Origin of the sequence: Anabaena sp. UHCC 0204 (assembly GCF_009711975.1) — a bacterium.
GTDB lineage: Bacteria > Cyanobacteriota > Cyanobacteriia > Cyanobacteriales > Nostocaceae > Dolichospermum.
Genome location: NZ_VIKW01000018.1, coordinates 52,920 through 77,430 on the forward strand (window position 1 = coordinate 52,920; position 24,511 = coordinate 77,430).

Below are 24,511 nucleotides of genomic sequence, written 5' to 3' on the forward strand. Positions count from 1 at the left end.
TTGTCTATGGATATGTAGCGATTATTAAATTTAGCATTGATTCTTTTATTTCCTATTCACACTAGATATCAAAATCCCATGTCGAGGACTAAACAACAAAGCCAACGTAAATAAACCCGAAACTACTAACACAATCGCCGGACCAGAAGGTAAATTATAAAAATAGCTGAGATACATTCCGCTAATACTAGAAATTACCCCAATTACTGCCCCTAAAATCATCACTTCATGTAACCGTTTTACTAATAAATAAGCAGTTGCACCGGGAGTAATTAAAAGTGATAATACTAAAATTACTCCTACAGCTTTCATGCTGGCAACAATTGTCAAAGAAATCAATAACATTAAGCCAAAATTTAAGCGATTAACTGGTAAACCAGCAGCTTGTGCGCCTAAAGGATCAAATGTGTAAAATAACAGTTCTTTGTATAATAAGAAAATTACGATTAAAACAATAGCTGCAATAATAGCTGTATCTCTCACTTCGTCGGCTGTTACACCTAAAATGTTACCAAAAAGAAAGTGATTCAAATCAATTTTATTATCTTTTTGAATGACTGTAATTAAGGTGACACCAAGGGCAAAAAAGGCGGAAAAAACTATTCCCATGGCTGCATCTTCTTTGATGGGGGAACGTGTTTTAATAAAGGCGATCGCCATTGTACTCAATATACCAGCAATAAACGCCCCGACAAAGATATTAGCACCAATCATGAAGGCGATCGCTAATCCTGGTAATACTGAATGACTAATAGCATCTCCCAGCAATGCTAGGCGTTGTACCATCAAATAACTACCAACTATGGCACACAATAAACCTACTAATATGGCGATGATTAAGGAACGTTGCATGAAGCCATATTGCAACGGTTCTATTAGTGCTTGAAGCATAGAGGAAAATGAACCACGAAGGAGCGAAGGACACGAAGGAAGAAGGAAGAGAAGATATGATTATGCCGCGTCGGAAAAGTACATGACTTTCCCGCTATAAGCGTTATTTAAGTTTTCTTCTGTTAGGACTTGTTGGCGTGAACCTGTGGCGATTAATTCGCAGTTGAGTAAGATTAAATCATCAAAATGGCTGATTGATTCGCCTAAGTCATGATTAACTACTAAGACGATTTTATTGGCTTTTGCTAGTTCTTGAAAGACTTCAAAAATGATAGTTTGGGTTTTTTGATCTATACCGACGAAGGGTTCATCAAAACAGAAAATTTCCGCTTCTTGAGTTAAAGCCCTGGCTAAAAATACTCGTTGTTGTTGTCCTCCTGAAAGTTCACCAATGGGACGATTTTTTAATTCTTCTATTCCCACTCTTGCTAATGCTTGTTTAGCAATTTGGCGGCTAACTGTGGAGAAACTACGTAACCAGCCTGTTTTTTTGACACGCCCCATCATCACTACATCCCACACGGTAGCAGGGTAATTCCAGTCAATTTGGCTACGTTGTGGTACATAGGCAACTTTTTCTAGTTGCTGCATTAAGGGCTGACTTTTGTATAAAACTTGACCACTACTCATGGGAACTAATCCCAAAATGGCTTTCATTAATGTACTTTTACCTGCGCCATTTGGTCCAAAAATCCCCGTTAGTCTTCCTGGTTTAATAATGCAGTTAACGTCTCTTAACGCTTCTTGGGTGCGGTAATGTACACCTACATGAGAGATGTTAATCGCTGTTGAGGAATTCATATCAATGGTTTTGATAGCTTGTGTAGGTATATCTCTGGTAGACAGGCTAAATTTTTGATAAAAAGAGACGTTTTGCATAACCATAGTTAAAATACTTATTTTTGAGTTTACTATAAAAATGAGAGAAATATGAAAAAATATATAATTAGGAGTAATAATTTAGATAAATGAAACTAATACTTAATGCCATAAGTCTGGGAATGTTGTTATCTTTGTCCTTAATGGGTTGTACTCCCGATTCTGAAACTCAGGAAAATACTCAGCCGCAGGTTGTAGCAACTAGTACCATAATTGCTAATTTAGCTGAAGAGGTGGGAGGAGAAGAAGTACAAATTACGGGAATTCTCAAACCTGGTACAGATCCTCATGTTTATGAACCTGTACCCGCAGATAGTCGAGTTTTGGAACAAGCTAACTTGATTTTGTATAACGGTTACAATTTAGAACCGGGAATTATTAAGTTAATGAATGCGGCTGGAGGGAAAGCAAAAAAGGTGGCTGTGGGGGAAGTTGTTAAATCTTTAAAGTTAGATAAAGGTAAAGGGCAAATTGTCCCAGATCCTCATGTTTGGGGAAGTGCGGAAAATGCCATATCTATGGTGAAAGCAATTCGAGATAGTTTAATTGAGTTGTCACCAGAAGATCAAGATAAATTTACCGAAAATGCAGAAAATCTAATTGATGAATTACAACAATTACATATTTGGATTAATCAACAAATTCAAACCATTCCCCCAGATAAGCGGAAACTCATTACTACCCATGATGCTTTTCAATATTATGGAAATGCTTATAAGATAGAAATTGCGGGAACTTTAATTGGGATTAGTACAGAAGAACAACCCAGCGCCCAAACAGTGAAAAAGTTAGTTGAATCTATTAAAAAAATAGGTGTTCCTGCCATATTTGCAGAAACGACAATTAACCCAGCTTTAATGAAAACAGTCGCCGAAGAAGCAGGAGTAAAATTAGCACCAACTTCACTTTTTTCTGATTCTATTGGGGCAAAAGGTAGTAATGGCGATACTTATATAAAGATGATGGCAGCAAATACCCGCGCTATTGTTGAAGCCTTGGGAGGAAAATATACGCCGTTTCAATTAAATAGTAAAAAATAAGGTGATTGGTGATTGGTAATTGGTAAAACTCTTACCTGTCACCTGTCACCTGTCACCTGTTACCTGTCACCTATTCCCTAACAAACTTGTTCACGAGTTGCTTCTGTGTCTATAGGTTTAATCAGAAAAATTCTGAACATATTCCAAAAAATCATTAAGATTAAAGGAATTTTTTGGAAAAATTTCACAATTCCCCAATCATTGATTTGATTGAGATCAATTATTTTCTGATTATACAATGCACATTGTTCTAAATACCAGAAGAAGTAGGGATGATTGGTATCTAAAATAATTGGAAATGCTTTGGCTGCGGTTTTGTTGGTTTCTTCAACTACCTGAGTATTGTATTTGCGGGGATGAATCCCTAATATTTCATAGAAATTCCCTCTTTCAAATACTGTCATGGTGTGAGTAGCAAAAACAGTTAAAAGGAAAAAGCGCACCCATAACCGAGATTTCCAATTATTCCATAATTGGGGTTGAGAACGTAACAATGCTTTGAAAAAATCACCGTGTCTATTTTCATCTTGACACCAGCTTTCAAACTTCCGAAATAAAGGATAAAACTGGTATTCTGGGTTTTTTTCCATGTGACGATATACTAAAATATAACGCCAATAACCGATTTTTTCCGATAGATAAACTGTGTAAATAACCCACTCGATTGGGAAAAATGTATAGGTACGATTTTTAGTTAGATAACTCAAGTCAAGGGAAAGGTTAAAATCTGCCATTGACTTATTGAGAAATCCCGCATGACGGGCTTCGTCTCGCGCTAAATAACCAAATGCTTCTGATAGTAAAGGGTTACTATCCTTGAGACGACGAGATAATTCTTTAAACAGTAAAAACCCGGAGAATTCCGAAGTACAAGAACGTTCTAAAAAGTCAATAAAAGCAAGTCGTTTTTCACCAACAATGTGATCCCAACCTTGCTTAAATTCATCATCTCGCACAAAGTGATGACGATTATAATCAGCCTTGAGTTCGTCAATTACAGCCCTTAATTCCGGTTCATACCCAGAAATATCCATTTTTGCCACTGTATCAAAGTCAGTGGTATAAAAACGGGGTGTTAATAATGTTTCTTGAACAGGTGCTTTTACACCTGATTTCCCTAACTCAACTGGGGGTTTATCCAACGACTTAACCATAAGTAGTCCCTTTGCCATTGTCTGCCTTAAAATTATATAAGCATAAATATTTGTTATTAGTCATCAGTTAAATTATTGAAACTAATTATTACAAAATCACTGAATTATCTGATAATTTCGCATAGTTTAAATACCTATTTACTAAACAAATGTATTTATGAAACCATAAATAAATATGAATACCTTTATAGTTATACAAGGAATAATAGTTAAATAATTTTAGAAGCAGTAAAAAGAGCCGAAATATGTATCGGTAGGAATTTGTGCTGGAGAAATTATGCTTCAAAATTTATGCACCTAGAATAGCATTTTTTCCTGATTATATCGGCTGTGAACTGATAAACGAGTCGGTAAATGTTGGGAAATCTAATACGTAAACAAGAAGGAAGCAACAATGAGTAATAATTTGGCAATGAAACTGCGTGTAGGAACGCAACAAGCACATATAGATTCAGAAAATATCGGCTTCATGAAATGTTTTGTGCAAGGAGTTGTAGATAGAGATTGTTTTATTCAGTTGTTGAGGAATTTGTATTTTGTTTACAGTGAACTAGAAACAGCAATTGAGAAACATAAACAGCATCCTGTCATTAGTTTGATTTATTTTCCCGAACTAAATCGCCAATCTTCCCTAGAACAAGATATGTTATTTTATTATGGGAATCAATGGCACAAGCGCATTACACCTTCACCTGCTGCTCAAGCTTATATTGCGCGTATTCAACAAATTTCTGCTCATGAACCTGCACTATTGTTAGCTCATTCCTATACCCGTTATTTGGGTGATCTTTCTGGTGGACAAATGCTCCAAAAAATTGCTCAGTCAGCCTTAAAACTTTCTGGATATGAAGGAACTTCATTTTACAATTTTCAGCAAATTCCAGACAAGCAGGCTTTTAAAGAAAAGTATCGTCAAGCATTAGACAAACTTCCAGTTGATGATACAACTGCTGACAAAATTGTGGCAGAAGCTAACAATGCTTTCAAATTAAATATGCAGATACTCAAAGAATTGGAAGTTATTTTAATAGAAGCTCTTGGTAGAGCTACTTACAATGATTTAACTTGAGTCTCTGCATTATTTACAAACATATAATTCATCACCCAATTGATTTTGGCAATGATGAATTATATAGCAATCTTCAACAACACATAAACATCTATTTCTTATTCTCTGTGTTCTCTGTGACTCTGTGGTTCGTAAAAAAAATAATGCTAACTACAAACAAATAGGATAAATATATTCTATTTGCTAAATCCTAAATTACAACATTAACTTGGGAAAATTAATTGTAATTCTTCCCAAATCATAAGGGCGAAGCATTCAGATTGAAAGTTAATAGTTTTAGTCATAGTTTATCGCCAGAATGCTTTGCCCCTACAAGGAAATATACTCACATCTATTGGAGGCTTTAATGGTTTTTCTATTACCTGGTGTTAAGTTTGACTTGGATCTAATTCAAAAGTATGATACTCGCGCTCCCAGATACACCAGCTACCCCCCAGCAACAGAATTAAGTGAAACTTTCACCGCCAGAGATTTCCAAACAGCTATTACTGCTTCTAATCAACGAGAAACTCCCCTATCCTTGTATTTCCATATTCCTTTTTGCCAAAGTGCTTGTTATTTTTGTGGTTGCAATACGGTAATTACTAATAACAAGAATATGGCTAAACCATATCTGGAACATTTAGAGCAAGAAATCAAAAATACCTCGTCTTTAATTGACAAGAATAGAAAGGTACTCCAAATTCATTGGGGTGGAGGTACTCCAAATTATTTGGAACTTGATCAAGTAGAATTTCTCTGGAAAAATATTACCCGTCATTTCCAAATTGCTTCAGATGCGGAAGTATCTATTGAAATTAATCCTCGTTATGTAAATAGAGATTATATCTTATTTTTGAGAGATATTGGCTTTAATCGGATTAGTTTTGGTATTCAAGATTTTAACCCAGAAGTACAAAAAGCGGTGAATCGCATTCAACCAGAATCATTACTTTTTGATGTCATGGGTTGGATTAAGGAAGCTGAGTTTGATAGTGTCAATGTAGACTTAATTTATGGTTTACCTTATCAAACTCTAGAAACTTTTCGGGAAACATTACACAAGACAATGGCATTAGATGCTGATAGAATTGTCGTCTTTAATTTTGCTTATGTACCTTGGATCAAACCTGTCCAAAAAATGATTCCCCAAACAGCATTACCAGGAGCAGAAGAAAAGTTAGATATTCTCAAAATGACAATTGAGGAATTAACTAATAACGAGTATTTGTTTATTGGGATGGATCATTTTGCTAAAAATAACAATGAATTAGCGATCGCTCAACGTCATGGCACACTAAAACGCAATTTCCAAGGTTATACTACCCATGCAGAAACGGAATTGTTTGGTTTTGGTGCTACATCTATTAGTATGTTAGACGATGCCTATGCTCAAAATTACAAGGAATTAAAGGATTATTACAAAGCGGTAGCCGCAGGTGTTATTCCTACTAGTAAAGGTATTCAACTAACTCAGGATGATATTATTAGAAGAGACGTAATTATGTCAATTATGTCTCACTTCCGTCTCAATAAATCAGAGATTGAGCATAAATATCACATTGATTTTAATGAATATTTCTGTTATGAACTAAATCAGTTACAACCTCTAGAAGATGATGGATTAGTGAATGTATTTGCTGATGAAATCCACATTACTGATATTGGTAGATTGTTAGTCAGAAATATTGCCGTTCTTTTCGATACTCATACAAGAAGTAGAGAGACAAAATTCTCTCGCGCTATCTAAGGAAAAGGGGTTATGTAGTTGCGCTAAAGCGATAAATGCAACTACATACCTTTTGATTTATATATTTATGTCATTTGGTAGAAATAAAAAAAATTTAGCCTTGATAAATTTGATACGAGTCATATTTTTGAGGCAATGTAATGATGAATATTATTGCTTGGATAATTTTAGGACTAATAGCTGGTGCGATCGCTAAAGCTATCTATCCTGGTTCTCAAGGTGGGGGTATGTTATCAACCATGATATTAGGTATTGTTGGTGCTTTTATCGGTGGTACTTTATTTACTCTCATCCGCACAGGAACTCTCCAATTTACAACCGCAACTTTAAGTATTCCTGGGTTAATAGTGGCAATTATCGGCGCAGTTATCGCTATTTATCTATGGGGATTATTCCAAAGAAGTAGTCGAGCCTAACCTCAAATTTAGCAAATTAGACTGGATATAAGTTGTTTCTTAGCATTGCTAGTTAAAGGAGCTAAAATTGTGTTTTTTCATAAAAAAGAATCAATTCATGTAGTGAAAGTTGATCAACCAAATCCCCGTTTTGCTCAGTTACTTCTAGAACAATTTGGTGGTGCAACTGGTGAACTTTCAGCCGCTTTGCAATATTGGGTACAATCTTTTCATGTTGAAAATCCTGGTATTCGGGATATGCTCCAAGATATTGCTATTGAGGAATTTGGCCATTTAGAAATGGTTGGTAAACTCATTGAAATCCACACTAAAAATACAGATCAAACAGAAGCCTATAAAAGTACCTTATTTGCTCTTCGCGGCATTGGTCCCCATTTTCTTGATAGTCAAGGAAATGCTTGGACTGCAAATTATTTAAATGAAGGTGGTGATGTTGTCCGCGATTTACGTGCTAATATTGCCGCTGAAGGTGGTGCTAGACAAACTTATGAAGAGTTGATTAAACTAGCCACAGATGAGGGAACTAAACAGACTTTGGTACATCTGTTAACGCGAGAAGTTTCTCATACTCAGATGTTTATGAAAGCTTTGGATTCTCTGGGTAAGTTAACTGATCCTATGTTTGGGAATATCCAACCAGATGAAACCGTCGCTCTTTACTATAATTTATCAACTGATGGAGACGGTGCAGATCAACGCGGTCCTTGGAATTCTGAACCAACATTTCAATATATCTCTAATCCTTTGGAGAAGGTAATGAGTGCTAAATAAAAACTTTATTGTCTGAATCAGGATTTACAGGATTTGAAGATTAGCAAGATTTTTTAATTATCAAAATTGTCTGAATCAGGATTTACAGGATTTGAAGATTACCAAGATTTTTGAAATTATCAAAAATCATGAATCTTGAAAATCCTTTAATCTAGAGTATCCTGATTCAGATATTTTTATTTTTCTAAAGACTTCGCTATTACCCCTAACTGTAAACTTGGTGGAAAGTTACCTTCTTCCTTAATGCGTTTGATTTCCAATGAAGTAATTGGCAAATTTAACTTTTGTGCTAACGCTTGTACAATATCTCCTCTATCAATGATACCAGCCACAGCATCAGCGGGAGAAAGAACAGTAATTTGAGGTATTTGTTCCTGTTCTAATTTATTAATTACCTCTGCTAAAGAAGTAGATTCGGTAACAGTAGGAATTGTATTCAGGGGATGAACAATGCTTTGTAAAGTTTGGTTTTCCCATTCACTTCTTTGGGTTGTTCGTAAATCATTAATAGCAACTAAACCCCGATAACGACCGTCAGCAGCCGCAAAATAAACTTGCGGTGTAGTAGTTTCTAAAAGATATAAATCAGCGAATTCTCGCAATGTTTGATTAGCATTAACTACGCGAAAATTACGAGTCATCCCATCGCTGGCTACTAGCTTCAGCAAAGTTTCTTGTAATGTGGTTACACGGTCATAACTGTTAGCATTGCGAACTGCAAACCAGCCGATCAACACAATCCATAAACCTGTGATAAATTCTCTGGTAAAGAAATCAATCGCAAATCCCAAAGCGATCGCTGCATAACCTAAAATTTGTCCAGCTTTGGCTGCCATGTGTACTGCTTGAAAGCGATCGCCTGTCACTTTCCATAATGCAGCTTTTAATACTTGTCCCCCATCCAGTGGTAAACCAGGAATCAAGTTAAACAACGCCACAACTAAGTTAATTCTCGCTAAATCTCCCGTCATTGAACTGAGAGGGGTACTATCAGGCAGCAAACTTGAACCTAGACGCAGTAAGAAAAACAGACCAACACTCACCGCAGGACCGGCGATCGCTACCTGAAAAGCTTGACCAGGTGTTTTCGATTCTTCCTCTATGGCTGCAATTCCCCCAAACAAAAATAAAGTGATAGAATTCACCTTAATTCCTTGGGATTGAGCCACTAAGCTATGTCCTAACTCATGCAACAGCACCGAAGCAAATAACAATAGTGCCATTACCAAACCCGCACTCCAACCCACAATAGAACCCCATTGTTGGTAAGCAAACCCAAAATTCAGAGTTGTTAACCCCAAAATTACAAACCATAAGGGGTCTAAAAATAACGGGATGCCAAATAAAGTACCTATTTTCCAATTTGTTTGCATTATTTTAGATATTCCAGAAATTCTTTTATAAGTGAGAAATGATAGGTATAACTCTAGGATAACAATTTAAAAAATTTGATCACAAGAAAGTCGCAGGTCCCTGACCTCTCTAAGAAGTCGGGGATCTAAATGCCTTTACCAAAAAAAGCGATAGGCAAATTAATCACCTATCGCTGTTGATAAAAAAAGAATATTAATCCAATTTACAACCGACCAATATTAGTCAGTCCTAAAACAATGCCGATACCAATCACATGACCAAACGCCATTGCTGCAATGAATCCTGGCACACTGATAGGTAATACAGGCATCGGTGGTCCGACTTTAGTAGATTTCAAGGCAAAAGTTAGTAAAAGTACAACTACGCTACTGACGCTGATAATGATGCCTACTGTAGGACTCCACACCGGTGTTACAGGAACAGATGCTGCGGCTAATAAGATTGATGACATCAAGGTGTGTTCTCCTGAATGAAAAAATGAATATAATCTTACAGAATTATAAAATTACCCTGGACAAAGCAAAAGTTTTTAACTTGAATTAAGATACTTTTGTGATTATTTGTAACTTTTCAGATATAAATGCGGGTTAAAATTTGCGGCATTACTCAACCACAGCAGTCTTTAGCCATAGCTTCTCTTGGTGCAACTGCACTAGGATTTATATGTGTCCCGACTTCTCCTCGCTATGTGACTATAGCTCAAATTCAGGACGCGATCGCTGCCCTGGCTGAAGGCAACGCTCCTCTTCCTCAAAATATTGACAAAATCGGTGTTTTTGCTAACACTACTATTTCTAAAATTAGCCAAATAGTTAAAGAGTCTGGTTTAACCGGTGTTCAGTTACATGGAGATGAAACACCGGAATTTTGCCATCAATTGCGTCAATCTCTACCCCAAGTAGAAATAATCAAGGCTTTTCGAGTCCGCAGTTTAGAGCATCTACAAACTACCACTAATTACACTGATTATGTAGATACCCTATTATTAGATGCCTACCATCCTCAACAACTAGGAGGAACAGGGCAAACCTTAGATTGGCAAGTATTAAATCAGGAATTTTGCCCTAGTCTTCCTTGGTTATTAGCTGGTGGACTAACCCCAGATAATATTTTAACTGCGTTGAGTCAGATCAACCCCAATGGGATTGATTTATCCAGTGGGGTAGAAAAATCTCCTGGTAACAAAGATTTAGACAAAGTAGCTCTATTATTTCAAAAGTTAGGGAATAGGTGATTTGTCAGTTGTCAGTTGTCAGTTGTCAGTTGTCAGTTGTCAGTTGTCAGTCGTCAGTTGTCAGTTGTCAGTTGTTAAGAAGTTTTCCTGCTCCCTGCTCCCTGCTCCCTGCTCCCCTGCTCCCTGTTCCCTATTCTTCAAAAGAATGACGCTTGGTGACGAATCAAATTGAAGAATTCCTCACGGGTTTTATGTTCTTCTTGGAATATACCTACCATCGAACTGGTGACTGTCCAAGCACCTGGTTTTTGAACTCCCCGCATAACCATGCACATATGACTTGCTTCCATGACAACAGCAACGCCTTTAGGTTCAAGAACTGTTTGCAGTGCTTCGGCAATTTGTCGAGTTAGTCTTTCTTGTACTTGCAATCTACGAGAATACATTTCTACAATTCTTGCTAGTTTACTTAATCCCACAACTTTTTGATTGGGAATATAAGCAACGTGCGCTCTGCCCATGAATGGCAGCATATGATGTTCACACAAGCTAAAGAAGTTAATATCTCTAACTAACACCATCTCATCATGCCCTTCATCAAATATCGCACCATTGATGAGGTCTTCTAGAGATTGATTGTAGCCACTGGTGAGGAATTTCATGGCTTTGGCTACACGCTTGGGTGTTTTCAGGAGTCCTTCTCTTTCGGGATCTTCTCCTACTCCTACTATGATCTTTCGCACGGCTTCCATCATCTCATCCATTATTTCCTCAGAGGGTGGATTTAATTCTGGCTCTCGGCCATCATGAGTATTGCGGTCTGGGCGGACAGTGATAGCTTCTACTAAGTCGGGAATTAGGGGTGATTGAGCGCGATTAGAACCGTTAGAACCAGCGATAGTCATGATTGAATTTTGGTAATTTGGTAATTAGTAATCGGTCAGTTGTCAGTGGTAATTAGTCATTCACTCAAGATAAATGACGAAATCACCCATTAGAGAACACCAGCATTGGACATTAGGGTTAATTCTGCAATTACTGCTTGTTGTGGTAGTAAGACAGTGTGCAGAATTGTTGCGGCCACAATTTCTGGAGTTAACATTTGAGAACGGTCAAAATTAGCCTGGACTGTTGGAGTATCCCAAATTTCTGTATTCACAGAACCAGGACAGATTGTAGTAACGCGAATACCATTGGCACGTTCTTCTTGTGCGAGGGTTTGGGACAGGGAAAGGAGTCCTGCTTTGCTGACACAGTATGCTCCCCAACCCGGAAAAGCTTGTTTGGCTGCTATAGAAGCAATGTTAATAATTGTGCCTTGGCCTTGTTGGCGCATTCCTGGCAAAATGCCCATCATGCACTGAAATACACTGGTGAGGTTCAAGTTAATTACTTGCTGCCAATCTTCTAGGGGTGTTTCACTCAGATTGCCTGTATATCCAATACCAGCGTTATTAATGAGAATGTTTATGTTGCTAAATTCATCAGCGATCGCTTGAATTTTTGTTTTGACTTGGGCAACTTCCGCTAAATCTACACAGAAGGCTGTAGCTTCAACTCCATACTCCTGTGCTGCTTTGGCTACTGACTCTAATTTATCCTGAGAACGGCTGACCAAGGCCACATCTATTCCAGCTTTTGCAAATGCTAAAGCTGTTGCTTTACCAATTCCACTACTAGCCCCAGTAATTAGGGCGCGTCTTTTTTGCTCAACACTCATAATATTTTCCAACTTTTTGGCAGTGCTGTGAGCCAACAGCTACTCATAAATTAAATATTTATGAACTCAAAGTTAATTTTTGCTACAAATCAGGGTACTTGTTTGGCAAATGTATGTAATGTCATGTAGTAGTTCTCGTTTATAGGGAATATACTTTATTTTCCTCTAAACTCTTTCCTAACTTTCCCTCACCCGCTATAAGGGCAGGTAAGAGAAGTAGGTTTTATGGTGTTTAACTTTCTTTCGTTGACAAATACAAATGCCTAAGCTCGTGAAAATTGTTAAAAATCTTTAAGCAGCACTCAGAAATTATAGCACTGCTGTTATGCGATACATTATCTTGGCGCATTTCTAGTGAGCAAGTTCAGTAAAAACACCGATATTGCGGAATTTATCATAACGAAGTTGACGGCGTTCGCCGGGGGTGAGACGGTTAAGTTCGTCTAAGTTTTCTACCAAGGTTTGTTTAAGATTGGTAGCCGCTGTTAAGGGGTCAGAATGAGCGCCGCCCAGGGGTTCAGAGATGATTTGGTCAATTATGCCCAAGTTTTTGAGATCATGAGAGATAATTTTCAAAGCTACGGCTGCTTGGGGGGATTTACTGGCATCTTTCCACAAAATCGCGGCGCAGGCTTCGGGGGTAGCGACTGTATAAACTGAGTGTTCAAACATCAATAGGCGATCGCCTACGCCAATACCCAAAGCCCCACCAGAACCACCTTCACCAATGACTGTACAAATAATAGGTACGTCAAAGCAGAACATTTCCCGTAAATTATAGGCGATCGCTTCTCCTTGTCCCTGGTGTTCGGCTTCTATGCCTGCCCAAGCTCCGGGAGTATCAATAAATGTCAAAATTGGCATACTGAATTTATTGGCGTGTTCCATCAGCCGCAGGGCTTTCCTGTAGCCCCCAGGAGCAGCCATACCAAAGTTACGAGCAACGTTATCTTTGGTATCCCGGCCTTTTTGATGTCCTAACATCATCACTGGTTGTCCACCCAAACGGCCGACACCACCAACTAAAGCGGGATCATCTCCGCCACAGCGATCGCCATGTAACTCCATCCATTCATCACTAATAGATTGAATATAATCTAAAGTGCTAGGGCGACGGGGATGACGGGCTACTTGCAGTCGTTGAGATGGTGTGAGACTACTAAAAATCTCTTGCTTTAATTGCATCGCCCGCGTTTCCAATTGGCGAATTTGCCCAGAAACATCAACGCCATTTTCTTCAGCTAGTTGGCGAATTTGCTCAATCCGGGTAGCCATTTCTGCTAAAGGCTTTTCAAAATCTAACAGTAGCGGTTTGCGCTCAGTGCTTGCCATAATTATATTAGTTGTCAGTTGTTAGTTGTCAGTTGTCAATTGTCAGTTGTCAATTGTCTTTTCTTTGCCACTGACCAATGACTAATGACTAATGACTAAACTAGCAATGGTCTAAAACCGTGTTTTATGGACACTTGACCAATTTGCTCCATTTTGTCTACGGTAATCTGATTACGTCCCCAAGAAAAGTTTGTATATAACTTCTCAAATTCCAGGAGCATTGATTCAGCAAAACAAGCAAATAATTGACGGGCTGGGACATCCATATTGACAATTTTCATGATTTTCCAGTCAATATCTAGGGAATGTTCCACAATGCCACCGTTTAATACATACACCCCTGGATGCTGAATTTTTGTCCCTAAGTTTTTAGGATAACCACCATCAATCAATAAACAGGGTTGTTTTAATGTTGTGGGGTCAATTTCTACACCTTTGGGCATACTCGCCACCCACACGACAATATCTGCTTGTGGTAATGCTTCCTGCAATCCCATAATTTTACCGCGTCCTAGTTCTGCTTGCAGTTCTTGGAGACGTTCTTGATTTCTGGCAATTAATAGTAATTCTTGGACATCTGTTTTTTTATCTAGCCATCTTGTGACTGCACTACCAATATCTCCTGTTGCACCACATACAGCTACAGTTGCTTTCGACAATTCAATCCCTAATTGTTTCGAGGCTTCTTCTACTTGCCGACAAATAATGTAGGCTGTATGAGTATTACCTGTAGTGAAGCGTTCAAAATCTAGGTTAATATTGCGAACTTGTCTAAACTGCTCTAAATTAAAGTTCTCAAAAATAATTGAAGAAAACCCACCCAAGGCGGTAATATCAATGCCATGCTTTTGAGCATGAGCCATAGCATTCAATATTTTGCGAGTTGCAGCTTTAATGCGACGGTTTGCCAGCATTTCCGGCAAAAAGCAAGATTCTACATATTTGCCTTCTATTTTCTGTCCAGTAATACTGGTGACAGTAATGTGATCAACTATTTGCGGCGGGGCGCTACACCAAAAGTCTAGCCCTTGATCGGCATATTCTGGGTATCCCAATTCTTGCGCTACTGATTGAGCGTGTTCCAAACTTGTCAGATGTCCAATTAAACCAAACATGGAGTGATATATTAGGCGTGGGCTGTCGTGCAAAATGGTGGAATTAGTAGGCAGTAGCAGCTTTGGATTTTAGATTTTAAAAGCAGTGGTTTTGTTTTGAATCATATTACTGCTCCTGAATCTTTAACCATACTTAACTATGTCCACTGGGGATCACAGATGATATCTAAGTTTTAAAAATACTACGTCTGATGACATAATTCGTAATATTTTCTGTGCTTCTCTAGGTTCGCGGAGGGTTTTTTTACTTAGGCTCGGCTAAGGTTATTGGTAATTAAACTCTGTCACCTATTAACCTGGGGTAACTCAAGTTGTCACCCCAATAGATTTATTAAGCGGCTACAAGTCCATAGGCAGAAAGACGCATGATATCACGAGTAGTAAAGCCAATGTTACTTAAAGCTTCACCGTATTGAATCATAAAGTCTTCTACTAAGGCATCCTTTTCCATTGCTAAAACTTTGGCATCATCTGCTACTTGGTTCAGCATTTTCCAAACAAGGGGTAAGTTTTTGCGGTTTGCTTCTTCTAATTCAACTTTGGATTCTGTAAAGTTTTCTTGCAACCACACTTCACCGAAGTTAAGATGACTGTATTCTTCTTTTACTACTCCTTCTGTGATTTTACGGGCAAAATCATCAGCTACGGGAATATAGATGTTATAAGCAGCGATCGCAAAACATTCAATAATTAAAGATTGAATCAACAGACAAGTTACGACTTTACCTTCTTGGGCTGCGGTTTGGAAATTGTCGTGCAATCCTAAGAAGAACTCTTTCGCAAACTGCAAATCTGGAGTCACTTTTAGGTTTCGTCCACAGGCTTCAAATCCTTTTTTATGGCGACTTTCCATTTTTGAGAGGCGAATTAGCTCATCTGCATTTGCTGGTAACAATTTCGCCAAGGTAATGTAATTTTCGTAAGCTTCTTGTTCTCCTTCAATGACAATGGCATTGATGCGGCTATAAGCATCTTTATATACTTCGCTTTGAAAATCAAGTTCTTCAATGTGGTCTACAACCTGCTGCATAGTCTGTTTACTCCTAAGCGGTGAATCATTTGATACAAAAACTTAAATCACCCAATAAATTTGGGGTAATGATCATTGTGATTTAATTTAACTTAACAAGAAACTATAGTGATTAAATTAGTTTTTACTGATGGTACTACTACCAGAAAAACAAATGTATGGAGTCATAGCCAATGTCCAAGCTAAAATGGAATCTAAAAAATGCCAATTTGTTGAGCCTGTTAGTGCTACTAATCGGGGCTTTTGTCGTTTTAGTACCGCTAATTGTGGTTTTTCTGACCTCCTTTGGGGGTGAGGGAACAACACCAGGGATTTCGCAAAATAATTGGACTTTAGCCAATTACCGGAATGCGTGGGAACAGGGAAAGTTTTTACTGGCTTATGCTAATTCTACCTTAGTAGCGATCGCAGTTACGGCTTTTCAAATTTTCACTTCGGCTTTAGCTGGTTACGCCCTAGCACGGTTAAAATTTCGGGGTAGACAAGCGTTGCTGTTGGTAGTATTGGCAACTTTGGTAATTCCCTTTCAGTTATTGGTAATTCCCATCTTTTTGGTGCTGAAGTCGGGACATCTGATTAATACATACTGGGCGCTAATTTTACCAACTGCTGTTAACGGCTTTGGGATTTTTCTGTTACGTCAATATTTCCAGACAATTCCCGTAGAATTGGAGGAAGCAGCCGCTATTGATGGTGCAAACCGATTACAAATTTTATGGCGCATCATGTTACCTTTAGCACGACCCGCTTTAGTAACACTATTTCTCTTCACTTTCATTGGTGAATGGAATGATTTATTTAAACCGTTGGTATTTACAACCAGACCAGAATTAAGAACGGTGCAGTTAGCTTTGGCAGAATTTCAAGAGCAGTTTACTAATAATTGGCCGTTGATGATGGCAGCAGTGACAATTGCTACTGTACCTGTAATGGTGTTATTTTTAATTGGTCAGCGGCAGTTTATTCAAGGTATTGCGGCGACAGGCATCAAGAATTAGTCATTGGTTAGTTGTTAATATTGATGAGAATAAAGTGATTTTTGCCAAAATAATATTAAGTCTATGATTTCACTACTCAGAAATTGTATGCAAATCAAATAAGTATTCTTTTTGCATCTAGGCGAGAACTGTAAAGACTGTAAGTTAAGCCACTCCAGCCACAGAGATAAAAAGACTAAACTCAGATTTCGTTATTAATAGAAAAATGCAGAAGCTGGGTTTGGTTTTAATTATTGTCTCATTTTTGCCCTGGTTAGCGATCGCTCTAATTGTACCATTTTTACCAATTTCGGTAGCTCAGAAAGCACTCTTAGTACCAGCTTTATTAGTTTTCGCTGAAGTTATATTTTGGTTGGGTGCATTGCTGGTGGGAAAAGAAGTAGTACAGAAGTATAGACGTTATTTTAATCTCCGTTATTGGAAGATCAGATTAAAAAAATTTAGGCGGACAAAAAGAAAGAGTTAATCTAGTTTACGGTGGGTTATGCGATCGCTCTGAGCGTAGCTATGGACGCAAGAGCTTTACGCATACTAGATATCTTTATTGCTCCGCCTTTTATATTATCAAACTTGATCAGGATCAACATATAGTTACAAAAGATTGTAAAATTGTTGACGTTCAATTTGCATTTCTGCGTCAATGAAAACATTCTCAGAACTTCATCAGGCATTTCTTGCTAAACAGTCTCGGTTTGCTACTTATAAAGTAAATGGGCTGAATATTATTGCCCTATCCAATGTTTATCATCCAGATATAGAATCAAGCTCTTTATTTCTTTTGAAGCCGATTGTGCAAAGATATCAAAATCTTAAAACGAAGAAAAAACGGCTTTTAGATATAGGTTGTGGTACAGGTGTTGTCGGATTATCTTTGAGTAAATATGTAGAAGATTTATATCTATCTGATGTAGGAAAAAATGCTGTATTGTGCGCTCGAATTAATTCATTTATTAATTTCAAAAGTGCTAAAATATATCAATCGGATTTATTTACTTCCTTGCCTGATCTTCTATTTGATGTAATTACTTTTAATTTACCTTTGTTACATCAAAATATTGAAAGTACAGTAGAATTGGCAACTAATGATCCAAACGGTCAAATTTTTATCAAGTTTGTGGAACAGTTATCTCTGTATCTAGAACCTCAAGGGGAAGTATTTTTTACATACTCTAGTCTAGGCGATTTGGAACTGATCAAAAAAATTCCTGAATGCTTTGATGTGGAAAAAGTAGCAATTGAAAGAGATGAAGAAACCGGCATTGAAAGGTATGTTTTTAAATTGATTATGAATTAGATTAGTTACTAGAAGAATCTTATTTGATATCAGGAGTACATTCATTTATGGCAGGCTATAAACTTCAGGAAACAGAAATTATCAAAGCTTTAGTTAATTTACCTGGTTGGACAGTTAAAGAAGGAAAACTCCATAAAGAGTACAAATTTACTTCCTTTTCTGAAGCAATGGGTTGGATGGTAAATGTTGGTATCCAAGCTGAGGCTATGGGGCATCACCCTGAATGGTTCAATGTTTATAATTTGGTAAGTGTGACGCTGATTACTTACGATTTAGGTCATGTAATCAGCAACTTAGATATAGAATTAGCGAAAAAAATGGAGGCAGTATTTAATAGGTAATTAGGGATTGGGAATTGGGGATTAATTTTTCCTTCTTCCCTGTCATACTAATTAATTTGTTTCTTGAATTTGTAAGCGGATAGTATGTTCTACTGCGCCACTTAATTGTAGTTCCATGATTTCTCCCCCTAGTGGTTCTATGCAGGTGAGGAGCGATCGCAAATTGGGTGTACTCGCACCAGTATCTACATATAGCCTATCCGCTAAATTACTAATTTTTTTCCAAGTCATATACAACTTGGCAATGGTTTGTTCAATTTGGGAGGCTTGATTTACCAAGTCAGCCGCAATACTTAAACAACCGACTCGTTGAGCTTCTTCTAAAGCAGTTTCAATATCTACATCTTCCGCTGTTAAGGCTTGGACTTGGGCGGCAGATTTGAGATATTTGGCTAATTGACGGGCTTCTGAGGTGGCTTGTTTGACAGTATCAACGTCAGGATTGGCAGCTATGTCTCTTTGTAATGCCTTTTGATGGGATTCAGGCAGTTTTTCCATTTCTTTAACCAGAGGGGCAATGTAGCGCGGTGGCAGGCTGTTATCTGCGGCTTTTTCCCTCACTTCTTCTGGTAATAAATCTGAGGACATGGCAGTCCATTCATCCGTAAGTTGACGGACTTCTCTGCGGGTAATGCGATCGCCTTTTTGTGCAGCTTCGCTTACCATCTGTTGCACTTCCGGTGCAGCTTTGGCGGTTTCCACAAACGCCCGTTTACTAAAATTATTAACAGTATCTGGATCTAGTTTGCCATCTTCAATGAGGGTATCGGCACTATTGGCTAATTGAATCCAACTGTAAGCTTGAGTTTTACTAATTTCTCGTTCTTTGAGCCATTTAAGAAAACCAGTCCCACGCCCATCTCCGCCCTTTTTCTCTCGGTCACGAACTGCGCGTAAAATGCGTCCTCGCCAAATTTCCGTTTGCAAATCAAAGCGATCGCATACCTGCCATGCTACATCTAGTTGTAGTAAAAAATCAGACTCAGGAATTTGTTCATCTTCTGGATCAGGGAGTTCAAAGTCTAAATCTGCTGGCTGTTGGAGTGCAGCAGCAATGTCATTCATGGAGTCGGTATCTTGCACGATGGATAGCTGGTTGGGGTATGCGATTTGTGCTTATTTTCACACAAATTGTGTCTTGAAAATTGGTGAATAAAGCAGGTAAGTATTGTACTGCAAAAATTAAATTTTAGGTGACTGGGAAAATGAGAAAATGGAGTTGTCAATTGTCAGTGGTCAGTTGTCAGTGGTAAATATTATTCCCCTGTCCTCATATTCCCTGTCAGTAACCCAGCCCTAAAGGGACTGGGCTTGCAAGAGTAATCAAGTAAGCCGTACTGACCAGACCACCCTGAGTTTACTCTCACGGTAGCCGTTATTTGAGTCATGACACCCTGTGGATGCGTAGCCCCTTCGGGGTTCAGCAGTCGCTCATGGGGGAAACCCCCAAGACCGCGCTGCTTCACTAGTCCCCTGCTCTGTCGCTTGTGATTAAACAGTTCTAAGGTCACTGGAACAGTGTTGCAAGCCTAACAAGCTCTGATAACTGGTCAAAGCTAACATTACCCCAGAAATGGGAGGCACATCGTGTGCAATACATTATGCGTACAGAGTTGGGAAATTTGAATCGGTAATTGTCCCGTTGAAAGTACATCACAAAAGTACCCCAAATTGATCAACTCCAAGGCGGTAATAAAGAAATATTTAAGGCGGTTAAAACCGTGGTCAGTGAGCTTGTCGAACTGCTCGTGTCGTTTTCCTCTCAGCACTAAAGTGACTGAGTTTCCCACTTACCGCAAGGTCTTATGAAACAAACTGCGAAAATCCTAGATGGTAAGGCATTAGCCGAGAAAATTCAGAGAGAACTCCAGGAGACGATCGCTAAATTACAAGGTAAAATTGGGCGATCGCCTGGTTTAGCAGTCTTGATGGTTGGCGATAACCCTGCATCTGCCGCTTATGTTCGCAACAAAGAAAAATCCTGTGCCAAAGTGGGAATTACTTCTTTTGGTAAACATTTTCCCGCTCAAACCAGCCAAACTGAACTAGAAGAAGTCATTGCTGAACTAAATGCAGATGAAAGAGTAGATGGAATTTTGGTACAGCTACCCTTACCCAAGCATTTAGATGCCGTCAGTCTACTACATCAAATTGCACCAGATAAAGACGCTGATGGACTTCACCCAGTCAATTTAGGGCGATTGGTGCGAGGTGAGACAGGTTTACGCAGTTGTACGCCGGCTGGTGTCATGAGATTATTAGCAGAATATAAAATTCCATTACAAGGCAAAAAAGCCGTAGTAGTAGGACGTAGTATCTTAGTGGGTAAGCCCATGGCTTTGATGCTATTAGAGGCTAATGCTACAGTCACAATTGCTCATTCCAAATCCCAGGATTTACCAACCATTACCCAAGATGCTGATATTCTTATCGCCGCAGCAGGTATTCCCGGTATGATTACTGTGGATATGGTGAAACCAGGCGCAGTTGTGGTAGATGTGGGAATAAATCGTGTCACAGATAGCAGTGGCAAAAGTCGTTTAGTCGGTGACATTCAGTTTGAAGCGATCGCTAATGTGGCAGAATATATTACCCCTGTTCCCGGTGGTATTGGTCCGATGACAGTTGCTATGTTATTGCAAAATACTGTTTCTAGCTATTTGCAAACAACCGGTAATTGACAAATAATTTCTTATTAATATTCATGATTACTCACCAAAAGCGTGAGTTTTTCATCCCCAAAGCCCCGTAAAATTGGCACACATAATCACAAGTAACCAAAAAGTTCAGGAATTGAAGCATGGTAGCAACGGATAAAAGATTTGAAACCCCCAAAAAATCAGAGTCAGCTAAGTTTAACCTCGCTACTTATCTGCAAGAACGACAACCGCTTTGTGAACAAGCCTTGGATAATTCTATTCCCGTCGTTTATCCAGAAAAAATCTATGAAGCAATGCGCTACTCTCTCTTAGCTGGAGGTAAGCGGTTACGTCCCATTCTCTGTCTTGCTACTGCGGAAATGATTGGTGGCACAATTGAAATGGCCATGCCTACAGCTTGTGCTATGGAAATGATCCATACCATGTCACTTATTCATGATGATTTACCCGCCATGGATAATGACGATTACCGTCGCGGTAAATTAACAAATCACAAAGTCTATGGCGAAGATATTGCTATTTTGGCAGGAGATGGGTTATTAGCTTTAGCCTTTGAATATGTAGCCGCTCAAACACCTGAAAATATTCCCAGAGATAGAGTTTTACAAGTAATTATTCGCCTCGGCAAAGCAGTGGGCGCGGCTGGTTTAGTCGGTGGTCAAGTGGTAGATTTAGAATCGGAAGGTAAATCAGATATTTCCCTAGAAACCTTGAATTTTATCCATAACCATAAAACCGCAGCCTTGTTAGAAGCTGCCGTGGTTTGTGGGGGAATTATTGCCGGCGCATCTGCTGAAGATGTGCAAAAATTAACTCGTTATTCTCAAAATATTGGTCTAGCCTTCCAAATTATTGATGATATTCTAGATATCACTGCTACCCAAGAACAGCTAGGTAAAACTGCTGGTAAAGACCTCGCAGCGAAAAAAGTCACCTATCCCAGTCTATGGGGAATTGAAGAATCACGTATCAAAGCTCAACAACTAGTTACTGAAGCCTGTGCAGAATTAGAACCTTATGGGGAAAAAGCCGCTCCTCTCCAAGCTCTAGCTCACTTTATTACCAGCCGCAATCACTAAGTCCAATTTTAATTTTGGAATTTTGGCTCGTACTTACGTTTTTCCTCCACACAACTACTGCTCACAATTACTAACTTCCCCAAAATACCATGCAGGACATAGGCGAAATTATCAACAACAGGGTGCTGCTGGTTGCGCTTGTAGCTTGTTTTGTGGCTCAAGGATTAAAGCTTATCGTTGAGTTAGTAAAACATCGCAAATTAAATGTGCGTGTTTTAGTCACCACTGGAGGTATGCCCAGCGCCCATTCAGCCCTAGTAACAGCCCTAGCAGACGGTGTTGGCCAAACTTTAGGTTGGGCATCTCCAGAGTTTGCCCTGGCTACTGTTTTTGCTATTATTGTTATGTATGATGCAGCCGGTGTCCGTCAAGCTGCCGGTAAACAAGCACGCATACTCAATCAAATGATTGATGAATTATTTCATGAAAAACCGGATTTTTTCCAAGACCGTCTCAAGGAATTACTAGGACACACACCAGTTCAAGTTATTGCTGGTTCGGTTTTAGGTATAGCTATCTCTTGGTTAGCTAGGGCTGCATATTCAGTTAATTGACAATTGACAACTAACTTTTAACGGACGGTTGATCGTAGTAAAACTACTTTACGACCATCTGCTAAGATAGCAACAAACCCATTTTCGCTGAGTTTTTTTAATGTGTTATATGCCTCTTGTTGATTGGTAGTATAAACAGCCAGCAAGTAAGGCCGTTGTCCATAAGACACTAAACCTACATTACCCCCTACAGCTTGCTGGAGACTACTAACCATTTCTGTCCGATTAAAATAATCCACCAGAATTGCATAACCTTCCCCTAATATTTTGGGGTTATAGCTAATTGTTGGTGGTGCTATTTGAGGTGGTATTTGTGGTGTTTGTCCTGTCGCACGAGTCGTGATAATGGCAGATAAACCAACTATATTCTGAATATATCTAGCCCAGCGATTAGCATCATCAATCTTTTTAAACCCACCAATTCGCGTTACTGTTTGGTTGGTGTATTTGCAAGTAACTGATTTTAGTTCAGTTGGTAAGGCGCTACGCAACTGCTTTTGGTTTTCAGTTGTTGGACTAATTACTAATAATAGATATTCTCCCGCATTTGGTGGTTGACAATTAGGAAGATTTTGTTGAGCAATAACAGGATGAATTGTGCTAAATAAAGGAGCAACTGTTAATAATAAAACACTTGATAAAGTTTGTATTTTTTGCATAAATTGTATATTTGGTAATTGGTAATTCTTATCTAATCCCCTAATTCCCCTTTTCCCCTATGAAGAAACTGCGCTCAGAGATGCCAATGGATTAGGTATGGTATCGGAAGGCGCTGAAAATTCACCAGTAATAACATACTCTAACCGCAGTTTTAGCCAAGTAATAAATTGGGGATTAGTAGAAATAATAGCTGCTGCTGGTTGGGGGCATTTCTTTTTAATAGCTGCCATTTTCGGCGTTTCTAAAAATGCGGGTTGCTTAATTAACCAAAAATCAATTTCTTTTTCTTGTTCGTGGTAGTTACGAGTGCGTTCTTTGAGAACTTCTTCTATCGGTTCTTCTTCCAGGAGGAAGTGTTGACTGGCCAAAATGTAATAGTATGTTTGCATTGTCTGTGTTTGCTGACTAATTCATAACTTTAGGGTACAGTGTTAAGGCTGTACCCTGATCAATTAACTTTTCTTGAATCCCTTAAACCAAGAGCCAAAGGGACAACTACTGCCCTTATTTTCACTATTTTCTAGTTTGCCACCTGCTGTCAGATTTTCTAAGAACAGGGCATTATCAAAATAGTGTTCTAAGGAAACTACTTTTAAATCATCGGTAACTTGAGCTACACTCATACCGATAATTTCTACTGTTTTCCCTGTTGGTGCATAACCTTTGTATGTACCCTGAAAGTGTCCCCAGTGTCGCCATTTAAATGTAACATTGGGAGGACCCGAATAAACTGCCAATACTTCCCAGGGGAATCCTTGGGGAAAGGTACTATGAAAGATATCATGGGATGATTCAAAACTTTCTTCTGAAGCTTTGTAATGTTCAGAATCAGCCATAAATAAATTATAAGTACCTTTAGCTCCTAAATCGGCAGCGGTATATTCTTGACCACCATTGCTACTTACCCGGAATTTGTCATTAACGATAGATAACCACTGTTGGGGGTTAATTTTCCATGAGGCTTCCATTTCAAGGGTTCTTACCAGGTTTTCGACGATCGCTTCCAGTGTACCGTCCAGATGATTGTGGATGCTCTCTTTGGCTAGGTTTTCCCGTGAACGGCTATAGTCAGGAGGTTTTTGAGAGCGCCATTGAGCATCAGTGCTGGCTGCGATTACTTGATCTCGGTCTTGTACCCATAAGGGTAGGTTGTTAGACTGTTGAGAAGTCATAGTAGTTTGAAGTTTCCAAATTTGACTTTTGAGGATTTCGCAGCTAACACCCCTCTGGA

General features: G+C 38.7%; 27 protein-coding genes. 13 read left to right on the forward strand and 14 right to left on the reverse strand.

What is annotated here, in order from left to right; genetic code table 11:
- Nucleotides 1-45 precede the first annotated feature (45 nt).
- Complete coding sequence (locus FJR04_RS15425) at nt 46-891, reverse strand: metal ABC transporter permease (protein ID WP_168496289.1); 846 nt, start codon at nt 889-891, stop codon at nt 46-48.
- 60 nt (nt 892-951) lie between these two features.
- Complete coding sequence (locus FJR04_RS15430; RefSeq protein WP_174763554.1) at nt 952-1,770, reverse strand: metal ABC transporter ATP-binding protein; 819 nt, start codon at nt 1,768-1,770, stop codon at nt 952-954.
- 89 nt (nt 1,771-1,859) lie between these two features.
- On the opposite strand from FJR04_RS15430, the gene FJR04_RS15435 reads away from it, so the two are divergent.
- Nucleotides 1,860-2,810 carry a metal ABC transporter substrate-binding protein gene (locus tag FJR04_RS15435; RefSeq protein ID WP_168496291.1) on the forward strand — a complete coding sequence of 317 codons (951 nt, stop codon included), beginning with the start codon at nt 1,860-1,862 and terminating at the stop codon, nt 2,808-2,810.
- A 77-nt stretch (nt 2,811-2,887) separates the two neighbouring features.
- Here FJR04_RS15435 and acsF read toward each other — a convergent pair whose 3' ends face one another.
- Nucleotides 2,888-3,964, reverse strand: a complete 1,077-nt coding sequence (gene acsF / locus FJR04_RS15440; protein WP_168496429.1) for a magnesium-protoporphyrin IX monomethyl ester (oxidative) cyclase — start codon at nt 3,962-3,964, stop codon at nt 2,888-2,890.
- Between the two features lie 394 nt (nt 3,965-4,358).
- Between acsF and FJR04_RS15445 the strand changes: the two genes are divergently transcribed.
- From FJR04_RS15445 to FJR04_RS15460, 4 genes are all read left to right on the forward strand, one after another.
- On the forward strand, nt 4,359-5,033 hold the full coding sequence (locus tag FJR04_RS15445; protein WP_168496293.1) for a heme oxygenase (biliverdin-producing): 675 nt from the start codon (nt 4,359-4,361) through the stop codon (nt 5,031-5,033).
- A gap of 346 nt (nt 5,034-5,379) precedes the next feature.
- Nucleotides 5,380-6,762, forward strand: coding sequence for an oxygen-independent coproporphyrinogen III oxidase (hemN, locus tag FJR04_RS15450; RefSeq protein WP_168496295.1), 1,383 nt, complete (start codon nt 5,380-5,382; stop codon nt 6,760-6,762).
- Nucleotides 6,763-6,905: 143 nt separating this feature from the next.
- Nucleotides 6,906-7,178 (forward strand): GlsB/YeaQ/YmgE family stress response membrane protein, encoded by a 273-nt coding sequence (locus tag FJR04_RS15455; protein WP_168496431.1) that lies wholly within the window; start codon nt 6,906-6,908, stop codon nt 7,176-7,178.
- 69 nt (nt 7,179-7,247) lie between these two features.
- Entirely contained in the window at nt 7,248-7,949 is a 702-nt protein-coding gene (locus tag FJR04_RS15460) for a manganese catalase family protein (RefSeq protein ID WP_168496297.1), read from the forward strand.
- A 176-nt stretch (nt 7,950-8,125) separates the two neighbouring features.
- Here the strand turns inward: FJR04_RS15460 and FJR04_RS15465 are convergent, their stop codons facing one another.
- Both FJR04_RS15465 and psaK read right to left on the reverse strand, forming a co-directional pair.
- Nucleotides 8,126-9,322, reverse strand: a complete 1,197-nt coding sequence (locus tag FJR04_RS15465) for a site-2 protease family protein (protein WP_168496299.1) — start codon at nt 9,320-9,322, stop codon at nt 8,126-8,128.
- A gap of 203 nt (nt 9,323-9,525) precedes the next feature.
- The gene (gene psaK, locus FJR04_RS15470; RefSeq protein ID WP_168496301.1) at nt 9,526-9,777 is read right to left on the reverse strand and encodes a photosystem I reaction center subunit PsaK; all 252 of its coding nucleotides are present in this window, start codon (nt 9,775-9,777) and stop codon (nt 9,526-9,528) included.
- A gap of 126 nt (nt 9,778-9,903) precedes the next feature.
- Here psaK and FJR04_RS15475 point away from each other — a divergent pair, with 126 nt between their 5' ends.
- Entirely contained in the window at nt 9,904-10,557 is a 654-nt protein-coding gene (locus FJR04_RS15475; protein WP_168496303.1) for a phosphoribosylanthranilate isomerase, read from the forward strand.
- Nucleotides 10,558-10,694: 137 nt separating this feature from the next.
- Here the strand turns inward: FJR04_RS15475 and folE are convergent, their stop codons facing one another.
- From folE to FJR04_RS15500, 5 genes are all read right to left on the reverse strand, one after another.
- On the reverse strand, nt 10,695-11,402 hold the full coding sequence (folE, locus tag FJR04_RS15480; protein ID WP_168496305.1) for a GTP cyclohydrolase I FolE: 708 nt from the start codon (nt 11,400-11,402) through the stop codon (nt 10,695-10,697).
- A gap of 89 nt (nt 11,403-11,491) precedes the next feature.
- A complete protein-coding gene (locus tag FJR04_RS15485; RefSeq protein WP_168496307.1) occupies nt 11,492-12,217 on the reverse strand; it encodes an SDR family oxidoreductase in 726 nt (241 codons plus the stop codon).
- A gap of 351 nt (nt 12,218-12,568) precedes the next feature.
- Nucleotides 12,569-13,549 carry an acetyl-CoA carboxylase carboxyltransferase subunit alpha gene (locus FJR04_RS15490; RefSeq protein WP_168496309.1) on the reverse strand — a complete coding sequence of 327 codons (981 nt, stop codon included), beginning with the start codon at nt 13,547-13,549 and terminating at the stop codon, nt 12,569-12,571.
- Nucleotides 13,550-13,644: 95 nt separating this feature from the next.
- Nucleotides 13,645-14,664 (reverse strand): long-chain acyl-[acyl-carrier-protein] reductase, encoded by a 1,020-nt coding sequence (locus FJR04_RS15495; RefSeq protein ID WP_168496311.1) that lies wholly within the window; start codon nt 14,662-14,664, stop codon nt 13,645-13,647.
- A 331-nt stretch (nt 14,665-14,995) separates the two neighbouring features.
- Nucleotides 14,996-15,694 (reverse strand): aldehyde oxygenase (deformylating), encoded by a 699-nt coding sequence (locus FJR04_RS15500; RefSeq protein WP_168496313.1) that lies wholly within the window; start codon nt 15,692-15,694, stop codon nt 14,996-14,998.
- Between the two features lie 173 nt (nt 15,695-15,867).
- Here FJR04_RS15500 and FJR04_RS15505 point away from each other — a divergent pair, with 173 nt between their 5' ends.
- The 4 genes from FJR04_RS15505 to FJR04_RS15520 all read left to right on the forward strand — a co-directional run bounded on the left by FJR04_RS15505 (nt 15,868) and on the right by FJR04_RS15520 (nt 18,327).
- Nucleotides 15,868-16,692, forward strand: a complete 825-nt coding sequence (locus tag FJR04_RS15505; RefSeq protein ID WP_168496315.1) for a carbohydrate ABC transporter permease — start codon at nt 15,868-15,870, stop codon at nt 16,690-16,692.
- 205 nt (nt 16,693-16,897) lie between these two features.
- Complete coding sequence (locus tag FJR04_RS15510) at nt 16,898-17,158, forward strand: transporter suffix domain-containing protein (RefSeq protein ID WP_168496317.1); 261 nt, start codon at nt 16,898-16,900, stop codon at nt 17,156-17,158.
- Between the two features lie 174 nt (nt 17,159-17,332).
- Nucleotides 17,333-17,986, forward strand: coding sequence for a methyltransferase (locus FJR04_RS15515; RefSeq protein WP_168496319.1), 654 nt, complete (start codon nt 17,333-17,335; stop codon nt 17,984-17,986).
- Nucleotides 17,987-18,033: 47 nt separating this feature from the next.
- Nucleotides 18,034-18,327, forward strand: a complete 294-nt coding sequence (locus FJR04_RS15520) for a 4a-hydroxytetrahydrobiopterin dehydratase (RefSeq protein WP_168496321.1) — start codon at nt 18,034-18,036, stop codon at nt 18,325-18,327.
- Nucleotides 18,328-18,378: 51 nt separating this feature from the next.
- On the opposite strand, the gene FJR04_RS15525 is transcribed toward FJR04_RS15520, so the two are convergent.
- Nucleotides 18,379-19,410, reverse strand: a complete 1,032-nt coding sequence (locus FJR04_RS15525; RefSeq protein ID WP_168496323.1) for a hypothetical protein — start codon at nt 19,408-19,410, stop codon at nt 18,379-18,381.
- Between the two features lie 722 nt (nt 19,411-20,132).
- On the opposite strand from FJR04_RS15525, the gene folD reads away from it, so the two are divergent.
- The 3 genes from folD (at nt 20,133) to FJR04_RS15540 (ending at nt 22,620) form a co-directional block, all read left to right on the forward strand.
- The gene (folD, locus tag FJR04_RS15530; RefSeq protein WP_168496325.1) at nt 20,133-21,008 is read left to right on the forward strand and encodes a bifunctional methylenetetrahydrofolate dehydrogenase/methenyltetrahydrofolate cyclohydrolase FolD; all 876 of its coding nucleotides are present in this window, start codon (nt 20,133-20,135) and stop codon (nt 21,006-21,008) included.
- A 119-nt stretch (nt 21,009-21,127) separates the two neighbouring features.
- Nucleotides 21,128-22,066: a geranylgeranyl diphosphate synthase CrtE gene (gene crtE / locus FJR04_RS15535; protein ID WP_168496327.1), complete on the forward strand. Its 939-nt coding sequence runs from the start codon at nt 21,128-21,130 to the stop codon at nt 22,064-22,066.
- An 89-nt stretch (nt 22,067-22,155) separates the two neighbouring features.
- A complete protein-coding gene (locus FJR04_RS15540; protein WP_168496329.1) occupies nt 22,156-22,620 on the forward strand; it encodes a divergent PAP2 family protein in 465 nt (154 codons plus the stop codon).
- 17 nt (nt 22,621-22,637) lie between these two features.
- Here FJR04_RS15540 and FJR04_RS15545 read toward each other — a convergent pair whose 3' ends face one another.
- The 3 genes from FJR04_RS15545 to FJR04_RS15555 all read right to left on the reverse strand — a co-directional run bounded on the left by FJR04_RS15545 (nt 22,638) and on the right by FJR04_RS15555 (nt 24,452).
- Entirely contained in the window at nt 22,638-23,279 is a 642-nt protein-coding gene (locus tag FJR04_RS15545) for a hypothetical protein (RefSeq protein ID WP_168496331.1), read from the reverse strand.
- A 57-nt stretch (nt 23,280-23,336) separates the two neighbouring features.
- Complete coding sequence (locus FJR04_RS15550; RefSeq protein WP_168496333.1) at nt 23,337-23,669, reverse strand: MgPME-cyclase complex family protein; 333 nt, start codon at nt 23,667-23,669, stop codon at nt 23,337-23,339.
- A gap of 63 nt (nt 23,670-23,732) precedes the next feature.
- Entirely contained in the window at nt 23,733-24,452 is a 720-nt protein-coding gene (locus FJR04_RS15555; RefSeq protein WP_168496335.1) for an ester cyclase, read from the reverse strand.
- Nucleotides 24,453-24,511 lie beyond the last annotated feature (59 nt).

Excerpts from the sequence above, each read along its gene's own strand:
- FJR04_RS15425 (WP_168496289.1), bottom strand. The coding sequence starts at position 891 with ATGCTTCAAGCACTAATAGAACCGTTGCAATATGGCTTCATGCAACGT.
- FJR04_RS15430 (WP_174763554.1), bottom strand. The coding sequence starts at position 1,770 with ATGCAAAACGTCTCTTTTTATCAAAAATTTAGCCTGTCTACCAGAGAT.
- FJR04_RS15435 (WP_168496291.1), top strand. The coding sequence starts at position 1,860 with ATGAAACTAATACTTAATGCCATAAGTCTGGGAATGTTGTTATCTTTG.
- acsF (WP_168496429.1), bottom strand. The coding sequence starts at position 3,964 with ATGGTTAAGTCGTTGGATAAACCCCCAGTTGAGTTAGGGAAATCAGGT.
- FJR04_RS15445 (WP_168496293.1), top strand. The coding sequence starts at position 4,359 with ATGAGTAATAATTTGGCAATGAAACTGCGTGTAGGAACGCAACAAGCA.
- hemN (WP_168496295.1), top strand. The coding sequence starts at position 5,380 with ATGGTTTTTCTATTACCTGGTGTTAAGTTTGACTTGGATCTAATTCAA.
- FJR04_RS15455 (WP_168496431.1), top strand. The coding sequence starts at position 6,906 with ATGAATATTATTGCTTGGATAATTTTAGGACTAATAGCTGGTGCGATC.
- FJR04_RS15465 (WP_168496299.1), bottom strand. The coding sequence starts at position 9,322 with ATGCAAACAAATTGGAAAATAGGTACTTTATTTGGCATCCCGTTATTT.
- FJR04_RS15475 (WP_168496303.1), top strand. The coding sequence starts at position 9,904 with ATGCGGGTTAAAATTTGCGGCATTACTCAACCACAGCAGTCTTTAGCC.
- folE (WP_168496305.1), bottom strand. The coding sequence starts at position 11,402 with ATGACTATCGCTGGTTCTAACGGTTCTAATCGCGCTCAATCACCCCTA.
- FJR04_RS15485 (WP_168496307.1), bottom strand. The coding sequence starts at position 12,217 with ATGAGTGTTGAGCAAAAAAGACGCGCCCTAATTACTGGGGCTAGTAGT.
- FJR04_RS15490 (WP_168496309.1), bottom strand. The coding sequence starts at position 13,549 with ATGGCAAGCACTGAGCGCAAACCGCTACTGTTAGATTTTGAAAAGCCT.
- FJR04_RS15495 (WP_168496311.1), bottom strand. The coding sequence starts at position 14,664 with ATGTTTGGTTTAATTGGACATCTGACAAGTTTGGAACACGCTCAATCA.
- FJR04_RS15500 (WP_168496313.1), bottom strand. The coding sequence starts at position 15,694 with ATGCAGCAGGTTGTAGACCACATTGAAGAACTTGATTTTCAAAGCGAA.
- FJR04_RS15505 (WP_168496315.1), top strand. The coding sequence starts at position 15,868 with ATGTCCAAGCTAAAATGGAATCTAAAAAATGCCAATTTGTTGAGCCTG.
- FJR04_RS15510 (WP_168496317.1), top strand. The coding sequence starts at position 16,898 with ATGCAGAAGCTGGGTTTGGTTTTAATTATTGTCTCATTTTTGCCCTGG.
- FJR04_RS15515 (WP_168496319.1), top strand. The coding sequence starts at position 17,333 with ATGAAAACATTCTCAGAACTTCATCAGGCATTTCTTGCTAAACAGTCT.
- FJR04_RS15520 (WP_168496321.1), top strand. The coding sequence starts at position 18,034 with ATGGCAGGCTATAAACTTCAGGAAACAGAAATTATCAAAGCTTTAGTT.
- folD (WP_168496325.1), top strand. The coding sequence starts at position 20,133 with ATGAAACAAACTGCGAAAATCCTAGATGGTAAGGCATTAGCCGAGAAA.
- crtE (WP_168496327.1), top strand. The coding sequence starts at position 21,128 with ATGGTAGCAACGGATAAAAGATTTGAAACCCCCAAAAAATCAGAGTCA.
- FJR04_RS15540 (WP_168496329.1), top strand. The coding sequence starts at position 22,156 with ATGCAGGACATAGGCGAAATTATCAACAACAGGGTGCTGCTGGTTGCG.
- FJR04_RS15545 (WP_168496331.1), bottom strand. The coding sequence starts at position 23,279 with ATGCAAAAAATACAAACTTTATCAAGTGTTTTATTATTAACAGTTGCT.
- FJR04_RS15550 (WP_168496333.1), bottom strand. The coding sequence starts at position 23,669 with ATGCAAACATACTATTACATTTTGGCCAGTCAACACTTCCTCCTGGAA.
- FJR04_RS15555 (WP_168496335.1), bottom strand. The coding sequence starts at position 24,452 with ATGACTTCTCAACAGTCTAACAACCTACCCTTATGGGTACAAGACCGA.